Annotated in this window: 20 protein-coding genes; 7 read left to right on the plus strand and 13 right to left on the minus strand. The window is 64.2% G+C overall.

The window, feature by feature from the left end; translation table 11 throughout:
- Positions 1-46: 46 nt before the first annotated feature.
- Positions 47-1246 carry a DNA polymerase III subunit delta' gene (locus QP971_RS04880; RefSeq protein WP_420361582.1) on the minus strand — a complete coding sequence of 400 codons (1200 nt, stop codon included), beginning with the start codon at positions 1244-1246 and terminating at the stop codon, positions 47-49.
- A gap of 37 nt (positions 1247-1283) precedes the next feature.
- On the opposite strand from QP971_RS04880, the gene QP971_RS04885 reads away from it, so the two are divergent.
- Both QP971_RS04885 and QP971_RS04890 read left to right on the plus strand, forming a co-directional pair.
- Positions 1284-2816, plus strand: coding sequence for an adenylate/guanylate cyclase domain-containing protein (locus QP971_RS04885; RefSeq protein ID WP_269953738.1), 1533 nt, complete (start codon positions 1284-1286; stop codon positions 2814-2816).
- Between the two features lie 11 nt (positions 2817-2827).
- A complete protein-coding gene (locus QP971_RS04890) occupies positions 2828-4066 on the plus strand; it encodes a DUF418 domain-containing protein (RefSeq protein WP_269953739.1) in 1239 nt (412 codons plus the stop codon).
- Here the strand turns inward: QP971_RS04890 and QP971_RS04895 are convergent.
- The gene (locus tag QP971_RS04895; RefSeq protein ID WP_284811002.1) at positions 4016-4609 is read right to left on the minus strand and encodes a hypothetical protein; all 594 of its coding nucleotides are present in this window, start codon (positions 4607-4609) and stop codon (positions 4016-4018) included. The genes QP971_RS04890 and QP971_RS04895 overlap by 51 nt on opposite strands.
- Before the next feature lie 18 nt (positions 4610-4627).
- On the minus strand, positions 4628-7603 hold the full coding sequence (gene topA / locus QP971_RS04900; protein ID WP_284811003.1) for a type I DNA topoisomerase: 2976 nt from the start codon (positions 7601-7603) through the stop codon (positions 4628-4630).
- A 248-nt stretch (positions 7604-7851) separates the two neighbouring features.
- Between topA and QP971_RS04905 the strand changes: the two genes are divergently transcribed.
- Positions 7852-8481: a DedA family protein gene (locus tag QP971_RS04905; RefSeq protein ID WP_239274090.1), complete on the plus strand. Its 630-nt coding sequence runs from the start codon at positions 7852-7854 to the stop codon at positions 8479-8481.
- Between the two features lie 16 nt (positions 8482-8497).
- On the opposite strand, the gene QP971_RS04910 is transcribed toward QP971_RS04905, so the two are convergent.
- Positions 8498-8701 carry a cold-shock protein gene (locus QP971_RS04910; protein ID WP_005323097.1) on the minus strand — a complete coding sequence of 68 codons (204 nt, stop codon included), beginning with the start codon at positions 8699-8701 and terminating at the stop codon, positions 8498-8500.
- A gap of 178 nt (positions 8702-8879) precedes the next feature.
- Here QP971_RS04910 and QP971_RS04915 point away from each other — a divergent pair, with 178 nt between their 5' ends.
- Positions 8880-11243 (plus strand): Zn-binding domain-containing protein, encoded by a 2364-nt coding sequence (locus QP971_RS04915; RefSeq protein ID WP_284811004.1) that lies wholly within the window; start codon positions 8880-8882, stop codon positions 11241-11243.
- A gap of 23 nt (positions 11244-11266) precedes the next feature.
- Here the strand turns inward: QP971_RS04915 and QP971_RS04920 are convergent, their stop codons facing one another.
- From QP971_RS04920 to ssd, 7 genes are read right to left on the minus strand one after another with little or no spacing between them, the layout of a single operon-like run.
- Positions 11267-11593, minus strand: coding sequence for an Rv3654c family TadE-like protein (locus QP971_RS04920; protein WP_269953743.1), 327 nt, complete (start codon positions 11591-11593; stop codon positions 11267-11269).
- Positions 11586-11900, minus strand: coding sequence for a hypothetical protein (locus QP971_RS04925; protein WP_080970367.1), 315 nt, complete (start codon positions 11898-11900; stop codon positions 11586-11588). Before QP971_RS04925 ends, QP971_RS04920 begins: the two co-directional genes overlap by 8 nt.
- 55 nt (positions 11901-11955) lie before the next feature.
- Entirely contained in the window at positions 11956-12144 is a 189-nt protein-coding gene (locus QP971_RS04930; RefSeq protein ID WP_198492408.1) for a DUF4244 domain-containing protein, read from the minus strand.
- Between the two features lie 24 nt (positions 12145-12168).
- The gene (locus QP971_RS04935; protein ID WP_269953752.1) at positions 12169-12765 is read right to left on the minus strand and encodes a type II secretion system F family protein; all 597 of its coding nucleotides are present in this window, start codon (positions 12763-12765) and stop codon (positions 12169-12171) included.
- Positions 12762-13550 (minus strand): type II secretion protein F, encoded by a 789-nt coding sequence (locus QP971_RS04940; protein WP_284787623.1) that lies wholly within the window; start codon positions 13548-13550, stop codon positions 12762-12764. The genes QP971_RS04935 and QP971_RS04940 overlap by 4 nt, the downstream gene beginning before the upstream one ends.
- Positions 13543-14721 carry a TadA family conjugal transfer-associated ATPase gene (locus QP971_RS04945; RefSeq protein ID WP_284811005.1) on the minus strand — a complete coding sequence of 393 codons (1179 nt, stop codon included), beginning with the start codon at positions 14719-14721 and terminating at the stop codon, positions 13543-13545. Before QP971_RS04945 ends, QP971_RS04940 begins: the two co-directional genes overlap by 8 nt.
- Positions 14718-15785, minus strand: coding sequence for a septum site-determining protein Ssd (ssd, locus tag QP971_RS04950; protein WP_284811006.1), 1068 nt, complete (start codon positions 15783-15785; stop codon positions 14718-14720). The genes QP971_RS04945 and ssd overlap by 4 nt, the downstream gene beginning before the upstream one ends.
- Before the next feature lie 459 nt (positions 15786-16244).
- On the opposite strand from ssd, the gene QP971_RS04955 reads away from it, so the two are divergent.
- Positions 16245-17126 (plus strand): HAD family hydrolase, encoded by an 882-nt coding sequence (locus QP971_RS04955; protein ID WP_284811007.1) that lies wholly within the window; start codon positions 16245-16247, stop codon positions 17124-17126.
- On the opposite strand, the gene QP971_RS04960 is transcribed toward QP971_RS04955, so the two are convergent.
- Positions 17123-17839: an oxidoreductase gene (locus QP971_RS04960; RefSeq protein ID WP_284811008.1), complete on the minus strand. Its 717-nt coding sequence runs from the start codon at positions 17837-17839 to the stop codon at positions 17123-17125. The two genes, QP971_RS04955 and QP971_RS04960, sit on opposite strands and share 4 nt — an antisense overlap.
- Positions 17840-17947: 108 nt before the next feature.
- Here QP971_RS04960 and QP971_RS04965 point away from each other — a divergent pair, with 108 nt between their 5' ends.
- Both QP971_RS04965 and QP971_RS04970 read left to right on the plus strand, forming a co-directional pair.
- Positions 17948-18451: a phage holin family protein gene (locus QP971_RS04965; RefSeq protein WP_005323120.1), complete on the plus strand. Its 504-nt coding sequence runs from the start codon at positions 17948-17950 to the stop codon at positions 18449-18451.
- Positions 18452-18571: 120 nt separating this feature from the next.
- The gene (locus tag QP971_RS04970) at positions 18572-19486 is read left to right on the plus strand and encodes an alpha/beta fold hydrolase (RefSeq protein WP_284787615.1); all 915 of its coding nucleotides are present in this window, start codon (positions 18572-18574) and stop codon (positions 19484-19486) included.
- On the opposite strand, the gene QP971_RS04975 is transcribed toward QP971_RS04970, so the two are convergent.
- Complete coding sequence (locus QP971_RS04975; RefSeq protein ID WP_284787613.1) at positions 19483-20679, minus strand: MarP family serine protease; 1197 nt, start codon at positions 20677-20679, stop codon at positions 19483-19485. The genes QP971_RS04970 and QP971_RS04975 overlap by 4 nt on opposite strands.
- Positions 20680-20683 lie beyond the last annotated feature (4 nt).

A 20683-nucleotide genomic window follows, 5' to 3' on the forward strand; every position in this document is an offset into this window, starting at 1 on the left:
AGAAAGTCTAACCTAGGGGTGCCACGGAATAGAAATCGGACCCCACCTACAGGCACGCGCGGCGCAAGCGACCCACCAACCCGTCGAAGGCAATCTGCGTGCCGACATTTTGGGTCAGCTGCTCGCGGCACAACGTGATGGCCGCCTGGCAGTCCAGCAAGCCTTCCTCGCTCACGCGCTGCGCGAGCTCACCAGAAAGACCGGCGAAGTCCGGGTGGGTGAGATCCACCTGCGCGCCCACCTTCTGCATGAGCGCATCGCGGTAGACGCCGGAGAGATCAACAAGCACGAGGTCCAGGTTGTCGATAACCCGGCGCTTGGCTCTCTTCTTGTGCTGGTCCTGCAGTTCCTTGATGGCGGAGCGGGCGTCGCGCTGCGCCTTAGCCGCACCTTTGCCCTTCGCGCCTACGCCAAGGGTCTGCTCCAGCTTCGCCAGCTCGGCCTCTTCCTGGTCTTTATGCGACTCCTTCGCCTCCGAGTCCACCAGTTTCAATAGCGAGGTCACCGCCTGGAAGCCTTGGGAGCCGTGGAAAACTTCCTCTGCCAAGTTGATGGCCACCGCGCGGCGTTTTTGCACCGCCGGATCGTTGACCAGGCGCCGCGCTCTGCCGACGTGGCGGAGGGAGGTGAGGGCGGCCAAGTGGGCGTCGTGATCCGAGGCGCCCTCGCTGACCAGCTGGGCGGTAATGCTCTCCACCGACGGGGAGGGAATGTAGAGGTGGCGGCAACGCGAGCGAAGGGTCTGGGAGAAGTCCTCGGGGGCGTCGGAAGGCGCGCACATGATGATCACGGTGCGCGCCGGCGGCTCCTCTACCGTCTTGAGCAGGGCATTCGCGCCGTTATTGTTGAGGCGGTCGGCGTTGTTGAAGATCACCACGCGCCAAGGGGCCACCGTGGGCAGGCTCGCAGCACGGCCGATGACCTCGCGCACCGTATCCACGGGGATGATGACCTCCTGCGGATCCACGAGGACCAGATCGGTGTGTTGTTTGGTCTCCAGCACCGCGCGGCAAGCCTCGCAGCGGCCGCAGCCTGGTTCCTCCGGATCCGTGCACATGAGCGCGGCCGCAAAATCGATCGCGGCCAGGGAACGGCCGGAGCCCGGCGGGCCAGTAAATAGCCAGGAATGGCTCATCGCCCGTGGGTCTGCCCCCGGCATCCCCCGAGCTGCCCGGGCGGCACCCAAGATAGTGCGGGCTACACCTGGGGTATCTGCCAATCTTTGCGCAACGCTTCCGGTATTCACTCGCCCTAGCCTACTGGTCTTACTAAAGTATGAAGGCATGAACAGACTACTGCGCGGCGCACGATGGCTCATGGGTACCCAATGGCCGGTCTACGCCGCCTTAGTCCTTGGCGCGAACCTCATCGGCGCCATCGCGATCATGACCTTTGTTCTTTATTTCCTGCCGATGCCGGAGATTAAGGACTTTGCCGCCGAGCTGCCCAGCCTGATGGGCGTCGCCGCGGTGTACCTCATCTTTGCCGTGGTCATCGGCATCGCCGTCACCCTGCTGCTTTTCCGCCCGGTGCTGGACTGGCAGCGCAATCCGGACGAGCACGATCCGAATATGGTGCGCAACTTAGTGCTGCGCATCCCCGTCTACCAATCCGTGGTGGCGGCCGCAGTGTGGCTCATCGGCATCATCCTGGCCGTGGTGATTTCCGGGCAGGAATCCGGCCGCCTGGGGCTGGTCGTTGGCGTATCTGCCACCTTGGCCGGCCTCGTGGTGATCATCTTGACCTACCTGCAGGCAGAGCGCCTCGTACGCCCGGTGGCCGCCCAGGCGGTGGCACGGCGCTTTGAGGATTCCACCCTAGAGCCACCCATCAAGTACCGCCTCATTTCAACCTGGCTGATGACCTCCGGCGTGCCGCTGCTGGGCATCTTGCTCATGCTCATCGCCCAGCGCACCGGGCTCTTCTCCGGCACCGCAGGAGACCTGGTTCCCGCCATCACGGCCCTGGCCCTTACCGCTCTGGCCACCGGGTTTATCGGTACTAGCTTCGCGGTGATGAGCGTAGTGGACCCGATCGTGGAGCTGCAGGACGCCATTAACCGGGTGCGCCGCGGCGAGAACAATGCCGAGGTCGATATCTATGACGGGTCCGAGCTGGGCGTACTGCAGGCCGGTTTCAACGAGATGATGCGCGGCCTGCGCGAGCGCAATCGCGTGCGCGATATCTTCGGCCGCTACGTCGGCGCCGAGGTGGCGCAGCGCGCCCTAGAGGAGCGCCCCGAGTTGGGAGGCGAGGACCGCAAGGTCGCTGTGCTCTTCATTGACGTCATTGGTTCTACTACCTTCGCCGTCAACCACTCCCCCGAGGAGGTAGTAGAGGAGCTCAATAAGTTCTTCGAGCACGTTGTCGAGGTAGTGCACCGCAATAAAGGCATCATTAACAAGTTCCAGGGCGATGCCGCGCTGGCTGTCTTTGGCGCGCCGCTCAATGTTTATGATTCCGCCTCCGTGGCGCTGCAGGCCGCCCGCGAGCTGCGCGGCGAGTTGCGCGGGCTGGAGCTGCAAGCGGGCATCGGCGTGGCGGCGGGGCACGTCGTCGCCGGGCACATCGGCGGCGCGGATCGCTTCGAATACACCGTCATTGGTGACGCCGTGAACGAGGCTGCGCGCCTGACCGAGCTGGCCAAGGACACCCCGGGCCAGGTGCTCACCAATGCCGCCACGCTCAAGACCGCCAATGAGGCCGAGCAGGCCCGCTGGACTATGATGAAATCCATTGAGCTGCGTGGGCGTCACCGCATGACCCAGCTGGCTCGCCCTATCCGCGCTACCCTGGCAGAACGTTCCGAGGTATAACGAGGTTTTAAGTGAGCTCAGCTTCCCGGCCCCGCATGATCGTGCCCGATGTGGCGCGCGGCATGGCCCTCCTAGGCATCGCCATGGCCAATATGACCACGGCGTGGATCATCACCACCGACCGGCCGGGCAGCTATTTCGGCGGCATCATTGATGGCAGCGCGTGGGATAAGGCCGCCGTCGTCTTCAGCGCCTTCTTTGTCCACAACCGCGGCCTTCCCATGTTTTCTACCCTGCTCGGCTTTGGCGTGGGGCTCATTGCCCTGAGCCTGTGGCGGCGCGGGTTTCCGGTGCGGGCGGCACGCAAGGTCATCGCCAAGCGCTATACCTTCTTGGCGCTCATGGGCGCAGTTCACATGGTGCTGCTGTTTTGGGGCGATATTATGTTTTTCTACGGCGTGGCCGGGATCGTCATTGCATTCCTGCTGCGCAAGCGGGATTCTACCCTGATGCGCATTGCCTATATTCTTTTTGCGCTGTGCGCACTTGGCGGGGTTGTGGCCTTTATTTCCGGTGCTATGGATCCCCTCGGCGTGGTAGCCACGGAGGCCATTGGCACCATCGAGTCCTACCCCGATCTGCTGCTCAGCCAGCTTATTACTTTAGGCAGCCAGGCCTTGGCCACGCCGATCATTTTGCTGATGTACCTGCCCGTGATGCTGGTGGGCTTTGTGTGGGCGCGCCAGGGCGTGCTTGCCGACGTCCCCTCTCACCGCCCCACCCTCCTGCGCTGGGTCGCCATTGCAGCGGCCATCACCGTGGTTATCGGCACCTTGTGGTCTTTGAGCACGCTCGGGGTCATCGAGCAGCGCTGGGCCAATGCCGCCAATAATGCCAACGCTTTCATCGGCGTCTTTACCGGCCCTGGCATCCTGGCCGGGCTCGCGCTGCTGCTACAGCCGGTGCAGGAGCGGCTTTCGGCCGGCGCGCCACTGCCCGCAGTGCTGTGGCCCTTTGCGGCGCTGGGCAAGCGCTCCATGAGCGGCTACGTAGGGCAGTCCATTCTCTTTTTCTTCCTCGTGCACCCATTCACGCTGAACTTCGGCCACGAGCTGGGCGCCTTCGGCCAGGCCACGCTGGCCTTCGCGGTGTGGTTGGTCACGCTTATCGGAGCCTGCGTGCTGGAAGTCTTCGACCGCCGCGGACCTTTTGAGGCCGTGCACCGCCGCCTGTCCTACGGCCCGACGATGCAGCCGCAGTTACCGGGTGCGGCGCAGGCCATCGAGAAGCAGCAGATGGCCGACCGCTAGGGCGCCCGCCTCGGCCGCGCCCACTAGGCGCGCCCCCTGCTTCCGCTTACCGCGATAGTGCTGCGCGAGCGCCGCGCGCAGGGCCGTCAGCCCCTCGGCCACAACGAGCAGGTTGGCGCCGTGGCTCATGCCCTTGCCGGCATCGGTGCGCAGCGCTGGGTCTCCCGCCAATGCCGAGGTCGTGAGCACGGCCGCGCCGCCCACCGCGACCGCTGCGGCCGTCGGCTGTGTGCGAGTGGCGGCAACGCCCGCGCCCCATACGGCCGCGCGCAAACCCCAGCCCAAGGCGTCGTTGCGCGCGCCGCGGCGATATAGGCTCCACGCATAGGCGGCATGGCTCGCCGTTACGGCCGCCACGCCGAGCGCCGAAGGACGGGTCAGGGTGCGGGCCTTTTCCACCTGGCCAATAGCTGCGGCTAGGACTCCGGCGCCAACGGCGGGCTCTTCACGAACCGAGGCCAAAAGCTGCGGCCGCGTTTTGATGGTGACGGCGCGCCGCAGGGCCGCGGCGCCTTCTTGGGTGCGGGCAAGAAAATCGTTCATGCCCGCCACCTTACGCGGTTACTTCTTGCGCGAGCCGGCCTTTACCACGTTCTTCGTGCCGGGCGAAGGCTTCTTAGTTACCTTCTTGCCAGCCTTCTTCGTGGACTTTTTGGTGGCCTTCTTGGTTGCCTTCTTCTTCGTCGTCTTCTTAGAGGACTTCTTGGTGGACTTCTTCTTGGTCTCGCCGGAAGCTTCCTTGGCGCGGCGCTCGGAAAGGAGCTCGTTCGCGCGGGCGTCGGTAAGCTGCTCCGGGTCATCGCCGCGGCGCAGGGAGGCATTGGTGGTGCCGTCGGTGACGTACGGACCGAAGCGACCGTCCTTCACGGTCATCGGCTTGCCGGAGACGTCATTATCGCCCAGCTGCTTGATCGGCGGCTGAGCGGCGGCGCGGCCGCGACGCTTCGGCTCAGCATAGATGCGGCGGGCCTCATCCAAGGTGATGGTGAAAATCTGCTCTTCCTTGGCCAAGGAGCGCGAATCCGTACCCTTCTTCAGGTACGGGCCGTAGCGGCCATTTTGCGCAGTGATCATCACGCCGTCGTCCTCGCCCACCTCGCGCGGCAGGGAAAGCAGCTTGAGGGCCTCCTCCAAGGTCACGGTGGAGGGTTCCATGGAGCTAAACAGCGAAGCCGTACCCGGCTTGAGCTTGTTCTCGATGTACTCCTTGACGCGCTTTTCCTTCTGTTTTGCGGCCGTCTTGGTTTCCCAATTCTTAGCGCGCTTGCCTTCTTCGGCGCGTTGCTTGTCTTCCTCGGCGCGCTCCTTGGCGACGATCTCCTCGGCCTCACCCTCGGCCTTCTCCCGCTCATCTTCGCGGACGACTTCGGTGACATACGGGCCGAAGCGACCCTCCTTGGCCACGATCATGCGGCCGTTTTCCGGGTTCTCGCCCAGCTCGCGGCCGCCCTGCGGGGTGGCGAAAAGCTTTTCCGCCAGCTCCTCGTTGAGGCCATCCGGGGTGACGGTTTCAGACAGGTTAGCGCGCTGATACTCGATGCTGCCGTCGTCGTTAGTGTCAACGGCGCGCTCGATGTACGGGCCGTAGCGGCCTACACGCACGAAGACGTCGCGGCCCTCGGTGTCAGTGTAGAGGCGCAGGGAGTTGACCTTGCGGGCGTCGATGGCTTCCAGGTTGACGTCGATAAGCGACTTCAAGCCGCCGTGACGGGCAATGGAGGCCGCCTTCTGCTCGTTGGCCTCGGCGTTGCCGAAGTAAAAGCCGTTTAGCCAGGCGGTGCCATCCTCGATACCGGTGGCAATCTGGTCTAGCTCGTCTTCCATGGAAGAGGTGAAATCGTAGTCCACCAACTCGGTGAAGTTCTCCTCCAACAGGCCCACGACGGCGAAGGCAACCCAGGAGGGCACCAGCGCATTGCCGCGCGAGACCACATAACCGCGGTCCTGGATGGTCTTGATGATGGACGCGTAGGTAGACGGGCGGCCGATGCCCAAGTCCTCCATCTTCTTGACCAGGCTGGCTTCGGTATAGCGCGCCGGCGGGTTGGTGGAGTGGCCCTCGGCGGTAACCTCCTTGGCGGTCAGGGCGCGGCCCTCCTCCAAGTGCGGCAAGCGGGTCTCGCCCTTCTTATCACCCTTGGCGTCGTCAGCGCCGTAGGCCTTCAAGAAGCCGGGGAAGGTAATGGTGCGACCGGTGGCGGAAAATTCCACGTCGTAGCTGCCCTTATCGGTGGCGGCGGTGCCGGCTACGGTGACCTTCATGGAGGTTCCCTTGGCATCGGCCATCTGGGAGGCGACGGTGCGCTTCCAAATCAGGTCATAGAGCTTAAACTCCTCCGCATCCAACTGGCCAGAGAGCTGGCCCGGGGTGGCGAAGGACTCGCCGGCCGGGCGGATGGCCTCGTGGGCCTCCTGGGAATTTTTCACCTTGCGGTCATATACGCGCGGGGAATCAGAGACGTATTCCGCGCCATAGATGCTGGTAGCGGAATTGCGCGCAGCCGACAGGCCCTGCTTAGAGAGCGAGGTGGAGTCCGTACGCATATAAGTAATGTGACCGTTTTCGTACAGGCGCTGCGCAATGCGCATGGTGCGCTCAGAAGTAAAGTGCAGGCGGCGACCGGCCTCCTGCTGCAGCGTCGACGTCATAAACGGCGCATAGGGCTTGCGCGTATAGGGCTTGTGTTCGACCCCAGCGACTTCCATGCCCGCGCCTTGGAGCGCAGACTCCAAGGCCTTGGCCTGTGGCTCGGTGATGACGATGACGTCTTTGCTCTTGACGTTTCCGCGATCATCAAAGTCGCGGCCCAAGGCCACGCGTTTGCTATCGACGGTGGTAAGGCGGGCGTCGAAAGTGGCTGGGTTGTCCCCGTCCGCAGCGCCGGTATCTAGCGTGGCGGCTAGATCCCAGTAGTCCGCGGGGATGAACGCCATGCGCTCGCGCTCACGCTCGACGATGACGCGGGTGGCCACCGACTGCACGCGGCCGGCAGAAAGTCGCGGCATAACCTTCTTCCACAGCACCGGGGAGACCTCATAGCCGTAGAGGCGGTCGAGGATGCGGCGGGTTTCCTGGGCGTCGATAAGGTTGTAATCCAGATCGCGGGTATTGTCCGCGGCCTCCAGGATCGCGGACTTGGTGATCTCGTTAAAGACCATGCGGCGCACCGGAACCTTGGGCTTGAGGACTTCAAGCAGGTGCCAGGCGATGGCCTCGCCCTCACGGTCGGGGTCTGTTGCGAGGTAGAGCTGATCGCACTGCTTCAGCTTGGACTTGAGGTCCGCGACCTTCTTCTTTTTATCGGGGCTCACCACATACAGCGGTGCGAAGTCATCTTCCGGGTTCACGCCGAGGCGCGCCCAGGATTCCTTCTTATATTTAGCCGGCACGTCCGCAGCGCCGCGGGGAAGATCGCGGATATGGCCCACAGAGGCCTCCACGATGTAGTTATCTCCGAGGTAAGGCTGAATCTTCTTCGCCTTCGTCGCCGACTCGACGATCACCAAGGTCTTTCCCGGCCCGGCTGCTTCTGCCACTTCGACTTCATCCCTTTCGATGATGCGAACAATAAGGTATGCACGCTTTCAGCAATCGCCCCTAGCGTACACAGTTGATCTGCATTTCCTGTCTCGCACCATATACGCGGTACTGCCAAAAGGCCGTTTTCAGGGGCACTATGTACCCCCACAGAACGGGTCTATACTGGCCTACTTAGAACGCCCCGTAGCTGCGAAAGCATTGTGGGGCACAATAGCACACCCAAGACGACGCCCGCGGAGGATTCATGGTTGACACCATCACTATGTGGATCGAAACCGTCATGTCCACAGAGTGGATCTACCCGCTGGTCGGCGTGCTGATCTTTGGTGACTGCTTCTTCCCCGTCCTGCCTTCTGAAATCCCGCTCAATATGGCCGGCGCCTGGTCCGGCTCCCAAGGCTTTCCGCACCTGCCCACCATGTTTTTCGTGGCGCTGATTGCCGCCATGATGGGCGATAATCTCTGCTTCCTACTAGGCACACGGTTTATGCCCCTACTCCAGCGCGTGCCTAAAGGTTCAAAGGCCTACGAGGGGCTCAACTGGGTCAAGCGCAATATGCGTCGCGGCGGCGGTGCGGCCATTATTATTGCCCGCTTCATTCCTTCAGCGCGCCTGTTTATGACCATCCTGCTGGGATCGATGCGCTTCCCGTGGATCGTCTTTGTCTTCTTCGACACCATCGGCGTCGCGCTCTGGGCCAGCGAGGCGTTGGCCATTGGCTACCTCGGCGGCATGGCCTTTTCCAATTCGCCCGTGCTGGCTGTGGTGGTCAGCATCATCGCCGCGGTCATCATCGGCGTGGGCCTGCAGAAACTGCAGAATAAGTTGACCGAGTGGTGGGATACCCGCCGCGGCTACGCAGAAACGCCGTAGCGAGGGAACGGGCCGCCTAGATGACGGACACGGACTGGGCCTGCTCGCCTTTCGGTCCGGAGCCTACCTCGAAGGTGACCTGCTGGTTTTCTTCCAGAGTACGGAAGCCACTGCCCTGAATCTCGGAGTAGTGGACGAAGATATCGCCTTCGCCGTCCGCGCGCTCGATGAAGCCGTAGCCCTTTTCAGAGTTAAACCACTTAACGGTTCCTTGTGCCATGGTGTGCAGTCCTTTTCTTGATTAGCGGTGCGGCGATTCCGCACCAAGGGGGTTTCGGTAAATGCGTCCTTTAGCAGTACCTTAAAGTGTAAACACCGCACCAAGACATCATTGGCCTCATATCAGTGTGACACGTTCCACGCCAAAGCGATAGGCCTAACCCACGAGGGGGTAGAAATTGGCTCACCCGGAAACGGATAATCCCCTGGGAGAAGAGCTGCTCGAGTTCATCCAGCGCCGCCTCGATGAGTCCACTCTCACATTTCACACCACCCTGCCGCCGCAGCGTGCGCAGTATGCCGAGTGGCCCGAATGGGTGCTGCCGGAGTTGAAGGAGAAGCTGGTCGAAGGGGGCGTCGGCAAGCTGTATAGCCACCAAGCGGAGCTGGCGCAGGCGGCCTGGGCCGGCGAGGATGCGGTGATTTCTACCGGTACGTCCTCGGGAAAGTCCCTGGGCTACCAGCTGCCCATTTTGAGCCGACTGGCGCAGGAGCCGACCGCCTGCGCGCTGTATCTCACCCCCACCAAGGCGCTGGGATCGGACCAGCTGCAGGCGGTGCTCGAGCTGTGCCGGGGCATTCCGGCGCTCAAGGGCGTGGTGCCCTCGCCCTATGACGGCGATACGCCGCAAGAATCCCGCGCGGGCGTGCGCGATCATTCGCGGTTCATTTTCTCCAACCCGGATATGGTGCATATGTCGCTGCTGGCGGCGCATGCCCGGTGGGCGCGGCTACTGCGGCACCTAGAGTTCATCGTTATCGATGAATGCCATTCCTACCGGGGCGTATTCGGCGCGAACGTGGCGCTCGTGTTGCGCCGGCTGTTGCGCTTGTGCGCGCACTATGGCTCGCGGCCGACGGTAATTTATGCCTCGGCCACTATGAAGGACCCGGGCCGGCATGCGCAGCGCCTTACCGGCCGGCCCGCCCGCGCGATTACGGAGGACACCGCTCCCACCGGCGCGCGCACCGTGGCGCTGTGGGAACCAGGCTTTATCGAGGGGGCCGAGGGCGAGCATGGGGCGCCGGTGCGTCGCGCCGCCACCACCGAGGCGGCCGAGATGATGGCCTCCTTCATCGCCGAGGGCGCGCGCACCATGACCTTTGTGCGGTCGCGCCGCTCGGCCGAGGTGGTGGCCATGCGCGCGGCCGAGGTGCTCTCCGGTAGCCTCGGCCGGCCCGATTTTGCCCAGCGCATCGCCGCCTACCGCGCCGGTTACTTGGCCGAGGACCGCCGCACGTTGGAGCGCGCGCTTGACGATGCCTCCTTGCTCGGCGTCGCCACCACCTCCGCCCTCGAGCTGGGTATCGATGTCGGTGGGCTCGATGCCGTGGTCACGGCAGGTTTCCCGGGGACCGTCGCGAGCTTTTGGCAGCAGGCCGGGCGCGCCGGCCGCCGCGGGCAAGGCTCGCTCGTAGTACTCATTGCCCGCGATGAGCCGATGGATACCTACCTGGTCCACCACCCTGAGGCCCTGCTGGGCCGGCCGGTGGAGGCCAGCGTTTTCAACCCGGCCAATCCGTATATCCTCTTCGGCCACGTCTATTGCGCTGCGGTGGAAAAGCCGCTGAATGATGCCACGATTGCCGCTTGGGGCGCGCAGGACGTGGTTCACCAGCTGGCCGAATCTGGCCTGCTGCGCCGCCGCGAGCGCGGCTGGTTCGCCGTGCCCATCCCTGCCCATTCACCGGAGGAACTCTCGCCCGAAACGGCCCATACCGCGGTTTCGCTGCGCGGCGGGGCCGGCGAGGAAGTCATGATCGTAGATTCCTCCGACGGCCGCCTGCTCGGCACCATCGATGCCGCCCACGCTACCAGCCAGGTCCACCCCGGCGCGGTATACCTGCACCAGGGCGAAAGTTTTGTCATCGAGGAGCTCATCCTCAGCGATTACCTGGCGCTGGCCCGGCCCGAGGCACCGGATTATTCCACGACTCCGCGCTCCACCACGGATATCCGCATCCTGCGCGAGGCCGATAACCTGGTCAATTACTCCCCAGGACTGTGGGTGGCGGACGTGGAGGTGGAGGTCACCGACCGCGTCACCGGCTATCAGGTGCGGCTTGCCGACGGCACCATTGGCGACGACATCCCCCTCGCTCTCCCCGAACAGCGCCTGGTCACCCGGGCGGTGGCCTATACCATCGATCCAATGGCGCTTTCCGCCATGGGTGTGACGGCCTCCGATACTCCCGGCACCTTGCACGCGACTGAGCACGCCGCGATCGGCCTGCTACCGCTAATCGCCACCTGCGACCGCTGGGACATTGGAGGCGTTTCCACCGCATTGCACCCCGATACGCAGCTGCCCACCGTCTTTGTCTACGACGGCCACCCCGGCGGCGCCGGTTTTGCCGAGGAGGGCTTTCGCCGCTTCCCCGAATGGATCGCGGCCACCTTCGAGGCGGTGCGCTCCTGCCCTTGTGAATCCGGGTGCCCGTCGTGCGTGCAATCGCCCAAGTGCGGTAACGGAAATAACCCGCTGAGCAAAGATGGTGCCATCAAACTACTGGGTGCGCTAGTCACCATGACGCAGGGCTAGGCGCACTACTGCTTCCTGCCAGCTCATACCGGCCCGGCCTTCGCTTGAGTGGAGCGGCCACGGACCGTGGCGGTGACGATGACGTCGCGGCCGGACTCGGTGCAGGTTTCTAAGGTGGCGTCGTTGAGCGCGGCGGTATCGCGCGCGGCGGCACAAGCATCTTCACCCGTAGCGAGGGCCCAGGCACCGGCAACCGCCGCGAGGTCGGCCGCCACCTGGGCCTCGTGTCGCGCGGCCACGCGCGAGCCCACTGCCGCCACGATAAGCAGCAGGCTCACGATGGCGACGATGATGCCGGCCGCGGCAATGGTGGCATAGCCTTCCTCGCCGCAGCGCTTCGGCTTACTCATTTCCGCCCACCTCAGCTGGAAATACCGCCTCGGAGCGCATGGTGCCGATGGGGGCATCAACGCTTACCGACGCCCTCACCAACCCACCGCTTTCTTCCACGCTGACCTGGGCATCCTCGCGCGGGGGATGGTATTCGACGCCGATGGCGTGCGAACGCGCGGCCGCGCCCGCCATGTCCACCGCGGCGATATAGGATGCCAGCGTGGCAATGGCACCCACGATTCCCGCCGCGACCAAGACCAGGGAGCTTAAAGCCAAGGCGGCCTCGATGGTCACGGAGCCATCGTCATCAAATACCCTGTGCATCATTCCTCCTTTCTGCCGGCGGGTTGGGCCCGCCGGCCGTGGTTAGAGAGCGGCGCTAGCTCGGGGTATTCGAGAGGGCGTCGGTAATGATGCCCTCGATGGCATCGACCACCCCGCCGCCGTTGATGACCATGTAGAGCACCCCGGCAAGCGCGGCGGCCGCCAGAGAACCCATGGCATATTCAATGGTGCTCATTCCCTCGTCATTGCGGATGAGCTGGGAATACTTCTGAAGTGCGTGCATGTTACTTGTCCTTTCTGATGATGTTTAGAGAAGTTGCGCGCCCAGGCTGATTACTACGGGCGCAAGGCCTAGAACGATGAATGCTGGCAGGAAGCACACCGCCAGCGGGAGGGCGATAAATACTCCTGCGCGCTCCGCCTGTGCTGTGGCGTGGGCGGATGCTTCCGCGCGCAAAGAAGTACAGATTCGGTGGCATCCGGCCGCGATTGTGGCGCCGGATTGGCCCGACATGATGACAAGCTGCGCTAAGTCCTCCAGCCCCGCATGGCCCTTCATGTGGCCCCACGCGGACTGCGCGGGAACACCCACCCCGAGTAGCGCGGCGACGGTCCCCCACAGCTCCTTAGTGTGGGCATCCGCGGTGCGGGCCACCGCGGTGGTGGCGCCGTGCACGGAGATCCCTGCGGCCAGGCACGCTGCGAAAAGTTCGACGTCGCCAGCTACTGCCAGTGGATCCAGCGGTGCGGCGGGCTTGAGCTTGCTTATCAGTCCCCCGCGCGCGGTCGGGCCATCGCGCGGGGTCTTGGCGGTGGTCTTGGTTGCGCTGGCAGGTACCAAGCGAGCGGAGTGCGGCGGCAGGCCAATAAGGGCGGCGAGGGCGATAAAGATGAGCGGGGTCATGCGGCCGCCTTTCGGATAATGACGCGCGACCAGGCGAACCCGCCGCAGGCCAGCCCCACGCCCACCACGAGGAGAATGCCGCCTAATCCGCCGCCTAAAAGGAAGCCGAGCGAGTTAGCGCCCATGGCCCCTCCCATGGCGATGCCGGCTATGGGCAGGCACGCGAGCACCGTGGCGGTTGCTTGGGGGCCTTGGAGGCTAGCGGAGGTGGATTGCTGGTGGCGTCGGGAAGCGTCGAGGCGGCTTTGCGCTTGGTCGAGCAAGCTGGCCACCGCAATGCCGTGGTAGGTGGAAAGCTCTAATAGGTGGCCTAAGCGGTGAAGTTCTGGCAGGGCCTTGCCGCCTTGCGCATCTATCAGCGCCATGTGCGGCGGCGCACCGCGCGCGGCGAGGATGGCCGTGGATTCTAGTGCTGCGGATACCTCGCGCGGGGTGGTGGCTGGAAGGGACTCGACGCCGCGGGCGAGCGCGCCAGCCAGGGTCGCCCCCGCACGCAGGTCCGCGGTGACCACGCCCAGGTAAGCGGCCAGCCCCTCGCGGCCGCGCCGCTCTGCCCGCGCAGCCACTAAGTCTTTGACGTACCAGGACACGCACCACGCGATAATGGCGGCAGCGATGGCGATGCTAATGCGTCCCACCGAGTAGAAGACCAGGCTGCCGCAAAAGACTGCGCCTAGGATCACCACGGAGCTGGTCTGTGCCCGGCGCGGGGCGGAGGCCAAGCGACCGACACTCGAGGGCGCGGGTATTAGCAGCGCAGCAGCAAGGATGAGGTAGCTAAGCATGGCTGACCTCCCCAGCATGCTCTCCCAGCAGCTGCGCGGAGAATTCCGCGAAGCCTTCTGCCGGCCCATCTTCGGCGCTCCAGATGATGCGCGGAGTCACTGGGTTTCCCTCGAGCAGGCCGATATGGGCGAGGCAGCGGCCCTGTGGGGTGCGCTCCATGGTCAGCACCATGTGCACAGCCGCCGCCAGTTGCGAGTGCAGCGCCGCGCGGTCCAAGCCGCCGAGAGCGGCGAGAGCCTCCATGCGGGCTGGTACTTCAAAGAGAGAATTGGCGTGCAGCGTGCCGGCGCCGCCGTCGTGGCCGGTGTTGAGCGCGGCGAGGAGATCCACCACCTCGCGGCCGCGGATTTCGCCCACCACGATGCGGTCCGGCCGCATGCGCAGCGCTTGGCGCAGCAGTTGTGACATCGTGACCTCGCCGCTTCCCTCCGCGTTGGCCCGGCGCGAGACCACACTGACGCAGTGCGGGTGGTGTGGGGAGAGCTCGGCGGTGTCCTCGATAACGAGGATGCGTTCACGCTCGGAGACGGTTCCCAAAAGCGCAGAGAGCAGGGTGGTTTTGCCGGAACCAGTGCCGCCGATAACCAGGAAGGAAATCCGCTTGTCTACCACGGCGCGCAGCAGTGCCGCGATGTCTTCTGGCAGCGTGCCATTGTCTACAAGCTGGGGCAGGGTTGTCTGCGCTTGGCGCAATACGCGCAGGCTCAGGCAAGTCCCGGCCACTGCGGGTGGGCTCAGCAGTGCGTGGACGCGCAACACGACACCATCGGGGCGAGTGACGCGGCCATCGGCAAAGGGCTGCGCATCATCGAGGCGCGTGCCTGAAGCTGCTGCAAGCCTGCTGGCCAGCTGGCGGACCTCGGCATCATCGCGGAAGGTGATATCGGTGCGCTCGAGGCCTTCGCCGCGGTCCATAAATACCGCGTCTGGCCCGTTGACTACGACGTCTGTGACGCCCTCGCGCCCCAGCACCGCATCGAGAGGCCCCATCCCGGTGGCGTCTTGGCGCAGGCGACGCAGCAAGTCAAGCACTGCAACGTCACTAATCACGCCGGCTTCTGCGCGAATGCGCCGGGCCAGGGCTGCAGCATCCTGGACCAAGTTAGGCTCAGCGGCAATGATGCGCTGCATCTTTTCCAGCGTTTCTTGTGCTGCTTTATGCTCGCTCATGCGCCGACCTCCTCGAGGACCGCGCGGGCGGCCTTACGCAAGGGTGCGGGGAGGCGCTGCGGTAAGCCGCCGATTTCTACCGTGCGGGTGAGGCCCCGGAGCGTTGGCAATTCTGCCAGCACCGTGCTGTGGACGATGCGTTCTACTTCCGACGCGCTTAACGACGCCCACTGGCGTTGCCGCAGCACCACCACGCACCTGCGCCGCGCGGCATCGAGACGCACCAGAAGCTGCGCGGCCGACGCGGCCGAGCGCACCTCCGCGGCCACCACGATAACCACGTGGGTACAGGCATCTGGGATGGTCTCCGGGGTGCAATCCACCACGCATACTCCCTCGCCCGCATGGGCCGCACCTACCACCCGCGCGAGCAGATCCTTTTCTAGGCGGAAGGGATCCGCGACGGTGCTGCGCGCGGCGGAGAGCACCGCTACCCCATCAGGCGTGGATGGCAGCGCGCGGTAGAGATCAGCGGCATCGATGCTGCCATCGCCCACGGTAAGCTCCGGCCAGCGCGCCCCCGGTTCTGCTTCTACGCCGAGCAGGAGGTCGAGGCCGCCGGAGCATGGGTGCGCGTCAACAAGCAGGGCGCGACCGTCGACTGCGCTCTGGGTGCGGGCCAACGCGGCCGCAAAGGTAGAAGCGCCCACCCCACCGCTCGCGCCAACCACAGCGATGGTCGCACTGCCCGGCCGCGCTTCCTGCGGCGCGCCCGCCGCGGCAATGCTCGCCAGCAGCTCCTTAACCTGGGCGGGGATAATAAAGGCGCTCTCCGCGTGACAGGCGAGCGCCGCCTCATAATCAATCGGTCCGGGGTCCGCGGCTAGGAAAAGCACCGGCGCAGGCGCGGTGTGGGTGCGCTGCGCTGCTGCCACCACGCGGGCCATCAAGGAATCAACCAGCACCGCATAGGCGCCGGGCAGGCTGCGTGGGATATCGCGGGGATCGGTGACGGTCAGCACATCGTGGCTGGTCGCAGCCGCGGCGTGAACGGCCTCGGCACGCAGCGCTTCGTCACCAATGGCGACGACGATGACGGCGGAATCAGGGTGTAGTGCGTTCATGCCTCATAGCCTGAAGCATTCGCGCCACCGCAGCGAGGCTCCGGCGGCAGTGCTGTGGATAACCCGCCAGAAGTCACCATGTGGACCTAGTTTGGTTGTCGTTTCAACCAAAAATCTGTGGATAACCCGCTCCGCACGGCGGTAGATATAGGTGACGGCCCGCGCATCGGGGGGGTGTGCGCGCGGGCCGTCAGTAACCCGGCCTCGGGGGGTGAGCCGGGGCAGGCCGCACGGTATATCGGGGCCTTGCACGGATTATTATGACATGTTCGCCACCCAATCACAACAGCTAACAGCAGATTTCCACGGTCACGGCGCTGACCTGCACCGAATGCATGTTCACTCAGTACCACCCTCACGCGGGTTCCTAATCCCACATTAGTGGCATATAAATCGCCGTTAACATCAATCACTTCTACACCATCATGCGCTTAGGGCAGCTACACTCGGCAGCACATCATGACTACTTCCCGCGAGCCCCGTCATCCCCGCCGCACCGCCACCACCCGCGCTGGCGGCGACCCCGCACGCACCGCGGCGTTTTTCGATCTCGATAAGACCATCATCGCCACCTCCTCGGCCTATGCGTTTGGCCGCGAATTCCTCCACAACGGGCTCATCTCGCCGGCCGAAGCACTGCAGCTATCACTTGCTAAGGCCAGCTATATGTTCTCCGGCCTGACCAGCGAAGGCATGGATTCCACCCGCGACCAGCTCACCGCAATGGTTACGGGCTGGTCCGTGGACGAGGTGCGCGCCATCGCCCGCGAGACCATGCACCACGTGGTCACGCCTTCCATTTATGCCGAGGCCCGCGAACTCATCCGCGCCCACCGCGCCGCTGGCCACCACGTGGTCATCGTCTCTGCCTCCGCGGCCGTGCTGGTGGACATCATCGCAGAGGAACTCGGCGTCGAGCACGTCATCGCCACCGAATTGGCAGAGGAAAACGGCCGTTTTACCGGGGAGGTGCTCTTCTATTGCAAGGGCCCCAATAAAGCGGCGGCCCTAGAGCAGACCGCAGCGGCAGAAAACCTCGACCTTAATGCCAGCTACGCCTACTCGGATTCCGCTACGGATATCCCGATGCTGGAAAAGGTAGGCCACCCCGTCGCCGTCAACCCAGACAAGCAACTAAAGCGCCATGCCCTCGCCCACGAGTGGGATATCCGCTCCTTTAAGGACCCGGTGCCGCTCCTTCCTGCTCCGACTGCCAAGGAAATTGGAATCGGCGCCTCCGTTCTAGCAGGTACAGCAGCAGTTATTGGCGCCGGACTATGGCTAACGCAGCATCCGGGCCGCCCTGGCCCGCCCAAGCGGGGCCCTCGGCGTGCTTCCTAGGCCGCGCGGGCAATCGCGTCGGCTTCTTTGCCACCGGCGGTCCAGGCGGCGAGGTGGGTTAAGAGGGCGTCGACAAGCGCGGTGCGATAATTGCCCACCGCGGCGGCATAGTCGGCGCGGTGGCGGGTGTAGTAGACCTCGGGCACGGCGAAACCGCGCGGGTCAAAGCCCGTATGCACCGCGGCGAGGCGGGAGGCAACGCGGGCGACGAGGCCACTGCGCGGGCCAAAGAACTCGCCGGCGGCAATCTCGGCATGGACCACACTCGGCAGCAAGAGATCGAAGGCGGGACCGCCACCCTGCGCGATGAGCCGGCCCAGCCTTTGCAAGCGCGCACTCTCGCCGGCCGGAATGCCGGTACCGCCGGCCGCGACGTCGATGCGCGCCAGTACCTGCAGCGGTGCCCGGGCAAAGGAGCGCACCGTGGCATCTAAGAGTTCCGGGGCGGCCACGGAATAGGCGCTGACAGCGCTGGCCAGCGGCCCTTCTTCCATATCTTCCGGTCCCGGATGTGGGGGGATGGCGTGGCCGTCCAGCGCCACGCTGGCTCGGGCGCCGCGCATGAGGGACTCCGCAGAGATAACCTCAAACTTGCGCAATCCTGCAGGTCGGCGGTGTGCGCGGGCGATGGCAGCGGCGGCCTTTTCTGCACTTTCTTTCACCCCCGGCAGGCGAAATAGCGGGGATAACGCGTCATTTTCTGACATATCCATTAGGATAGCCGTGGAAGTCCCTAAGTATGCGTGGCACCATGGGATAATAGTGATTCCATTATTATTGGGGACATTACAAGGTTTAGATAAACGCGAGGAGAATTAATCGTGAGCAACGACGGACTTTTTACCGACGGTACTGATCAATTTGCACCGAAGGTGAACTCGATCCCTTTGAGTGACGTGGATACGTCTTCGTCCGAGACCTCGGTAGGCCAGCTGGTCTCCAACGCTACCGAGCAGATGTCCCAGCTCGTGCGCTCCGAGGTGGAGCTAGCCAAAACCGAGCTGGCTGAGTCCGCTAAGAAGGGCGGCATCGGTGCAGGCCTCTTCGGCGGCGCAGGCACCATCGCACTGTATAGTTCCTTCTTCTTTTTCTTCTTCCTGGCCGAGCTTCTCGCCGTCTGGCTGGACCGCTGGGCAGCGTTCCTGATCGTCTTCCTGATCATGATCGTCCTCGCTGGCATCCTGGCCTTCGTTGGCCTGAAGAATGTCAAGCAGGTCAAGGCCCCGCAGAAGACCATTGACTCCACCAAGGAGCTCAAGAACCTGGTTCCGGGCAAGGCGCAGAAGTCCCTGGACCGTAAGAACACCCACGGCCTCTACACCTAAACCGGCAGGCGCCACGCGTACGTGCACCCCTCTATCCGCCCTAGCTAGCCTGGGGCGGATTTTGTGTACTTCCTCCCCTTTTCTCTACCGTTTCTGCCCTAACTATAGAAAGGCGGCACCATGGCCTTCGCACCCCTGCCTCCCTCAACGGTGGAGCTGGATGGACCTTATGCGCATGAGTTCGTCCATACCCGCGGCATCCGCTTGCACGTCGCCACGGCGGGCGATAGCACGCAGCCACTCGTGGTGCTTATCCACGGCGCTTTTGGCGGGTGGTTCGACTATCAAGAAGTCATTGCGCCGCTTGCGCAGCGCGGATTCCATGTCGCGGCCGTGGATATGCGGGGGTTTGGCATGTCCGATAAGCCACCCATTGATCCGGGACAGGATATCCGTACCTTGGTGGGCGATATCAGCGGTCTTATCCAAGCCTTGGGCCACGACGACGCCTTTGTAGTAGGCGCCGATACCGGCGGCGCGGTGGCTTGGTGCCTAGCTGCTGAGCGCCCCGAGCGGGTGCGCGGCTTGGTTTCCATCTCCGCCGCGCACCCGGTGGATCTGCGCCGTGCGATTGCCGCCCGGCCGTGGGATTTTGGGTGGATTAACCTGCGCTCACTGCTGTGCCGCCTGCCGCGCGTTACCCGCGCCCACAACCTACTGCTTAGCCCGCGCGCCTACCGCAAGGAGCTGGAGCTGGATACGGGGCCTTCGCTTGCCGACGCCACCCTAGACCGCATCCTCGATCTCCGCCTGCGCGCCTCCCGCATCGGCAGCGTCCGCCGTGGAATCTTGTGGAACCACCGCATGCGCACCGCCGTGGTCCCCTTGAACTGGGTGGAACTGGCAGTAGAGCGACCCGTACTCTTCATCCACGCCCAGCAGCGGCTGTGGAACCCCGTGGTCCGCCGCGCCGCCGTGCGCGCCCGTCGCGGATTTACCGCCACGACTATCCCCGGGGCGAAGAACCTTCCACACCTGGAAGTACCAGCGGATTTCGTTGCCACGCTGGCGGCGTGGCTACAAGAACACAGCTAGTGCGCCACGCACTCGCCGGTATCTACCGGGTGGGTAAGCTGCGTGATGTCCCCGATCTGGGCATTGACCTCATCGGCGGTTAAGGCATAGCCCGTCTCGGAATCATCCACCGAGGCACCGAAGACCACGCCGAGAACCTCGCCGGCCGTGTTGACTAGCGGCCCGCCGGAATTTCCTTGTTGAATCTTGCCGCGCACGGTGTAGGAATCGCGCTCCACATTCCCATGCGAATAGATATCCGGGCCGGAAATGGTGATGCGATCGCGCACGCGGGCCATCTCGGCGTCGAAAGGCCCGGAGTGCGGGAAGCCCATGACCATCGCATCATCGCCCGTTTGGGCCGGGGTCTGGGCCCACGGCAGCGGATCGATGCCTAGGTCGCGCGAGTGCAGCACCGCCACATCCACATCCGGGTTGTAGTAGACCACGGTCGCGTCCTTAAGCCCCAGCTTTGTATCAAGGCGCACGGTCTGTGTGCCGGCTACTACGTGGGCATTGGTGATCACGTAGTCCTCGGCCGCCACGAAGCCGGACCCCATGAGGCGGCGGGAGCACTCTTCGGCGTCGCCAAGCACGTGAATGATGGAGGGCCGCATGCGGCGTACCAGCTCCGGATCCTGCACGTCTGGGTCCGGCTCTTCTACTTCCTCGGTGCTCATCGAGTTTTGCCACGGCGAGACTAGCGGCGGCAGGCCGGACTCATTGAGCATCGCCGCCACGCCATTGGGCAGCGCTGCTACCCGCGCTGGCGCGGCCGAATTAAGGTTGCCTAAGATGCGGGAATCGCGCAGGCCCTCACCAGCTGCACCGCCTAGGTTGGTGGCCACGGGGATAGAAATGAGCCACATAACCACCAAGGCGGCAAAGGCTTGGAAAATCGCGCCCACGGCGGAATCGAGGCGCTGCGTCTTGCGCGCCTTCATGCGATCGCGCACGCTGCTGCCCAACGAGGATCCGATGAGCTGCCCGATGCCCACAAAAAGCACCAGGACTCCCACCAATAGCAGCAAGCGCAACGATGGCTGATCCACCAGGCGCAAAGCGGCCGGGGCCACGGCAATGCCTAGCACTACCCCAGCGCCCACACCAATGGAGGCCAATACCGCCGCGAGGGCGCCATTGCGCCACCCGCTCAGGAGCGCTATGAGGACGGCGACCACAATCAGGCCGTCAACGATGAGCGCAGGAGTCATGGCT

Source organism: Corynebacterium marquesiae, assembly GCF_030229635.1.
GTDB classification, from domain to species: Bacteria; Actinomycetota; Actinomycetes; order Mycobacteriales; family Mycobacteriaceae; genus Corynebacterium; species Corynebacterium marquesiae.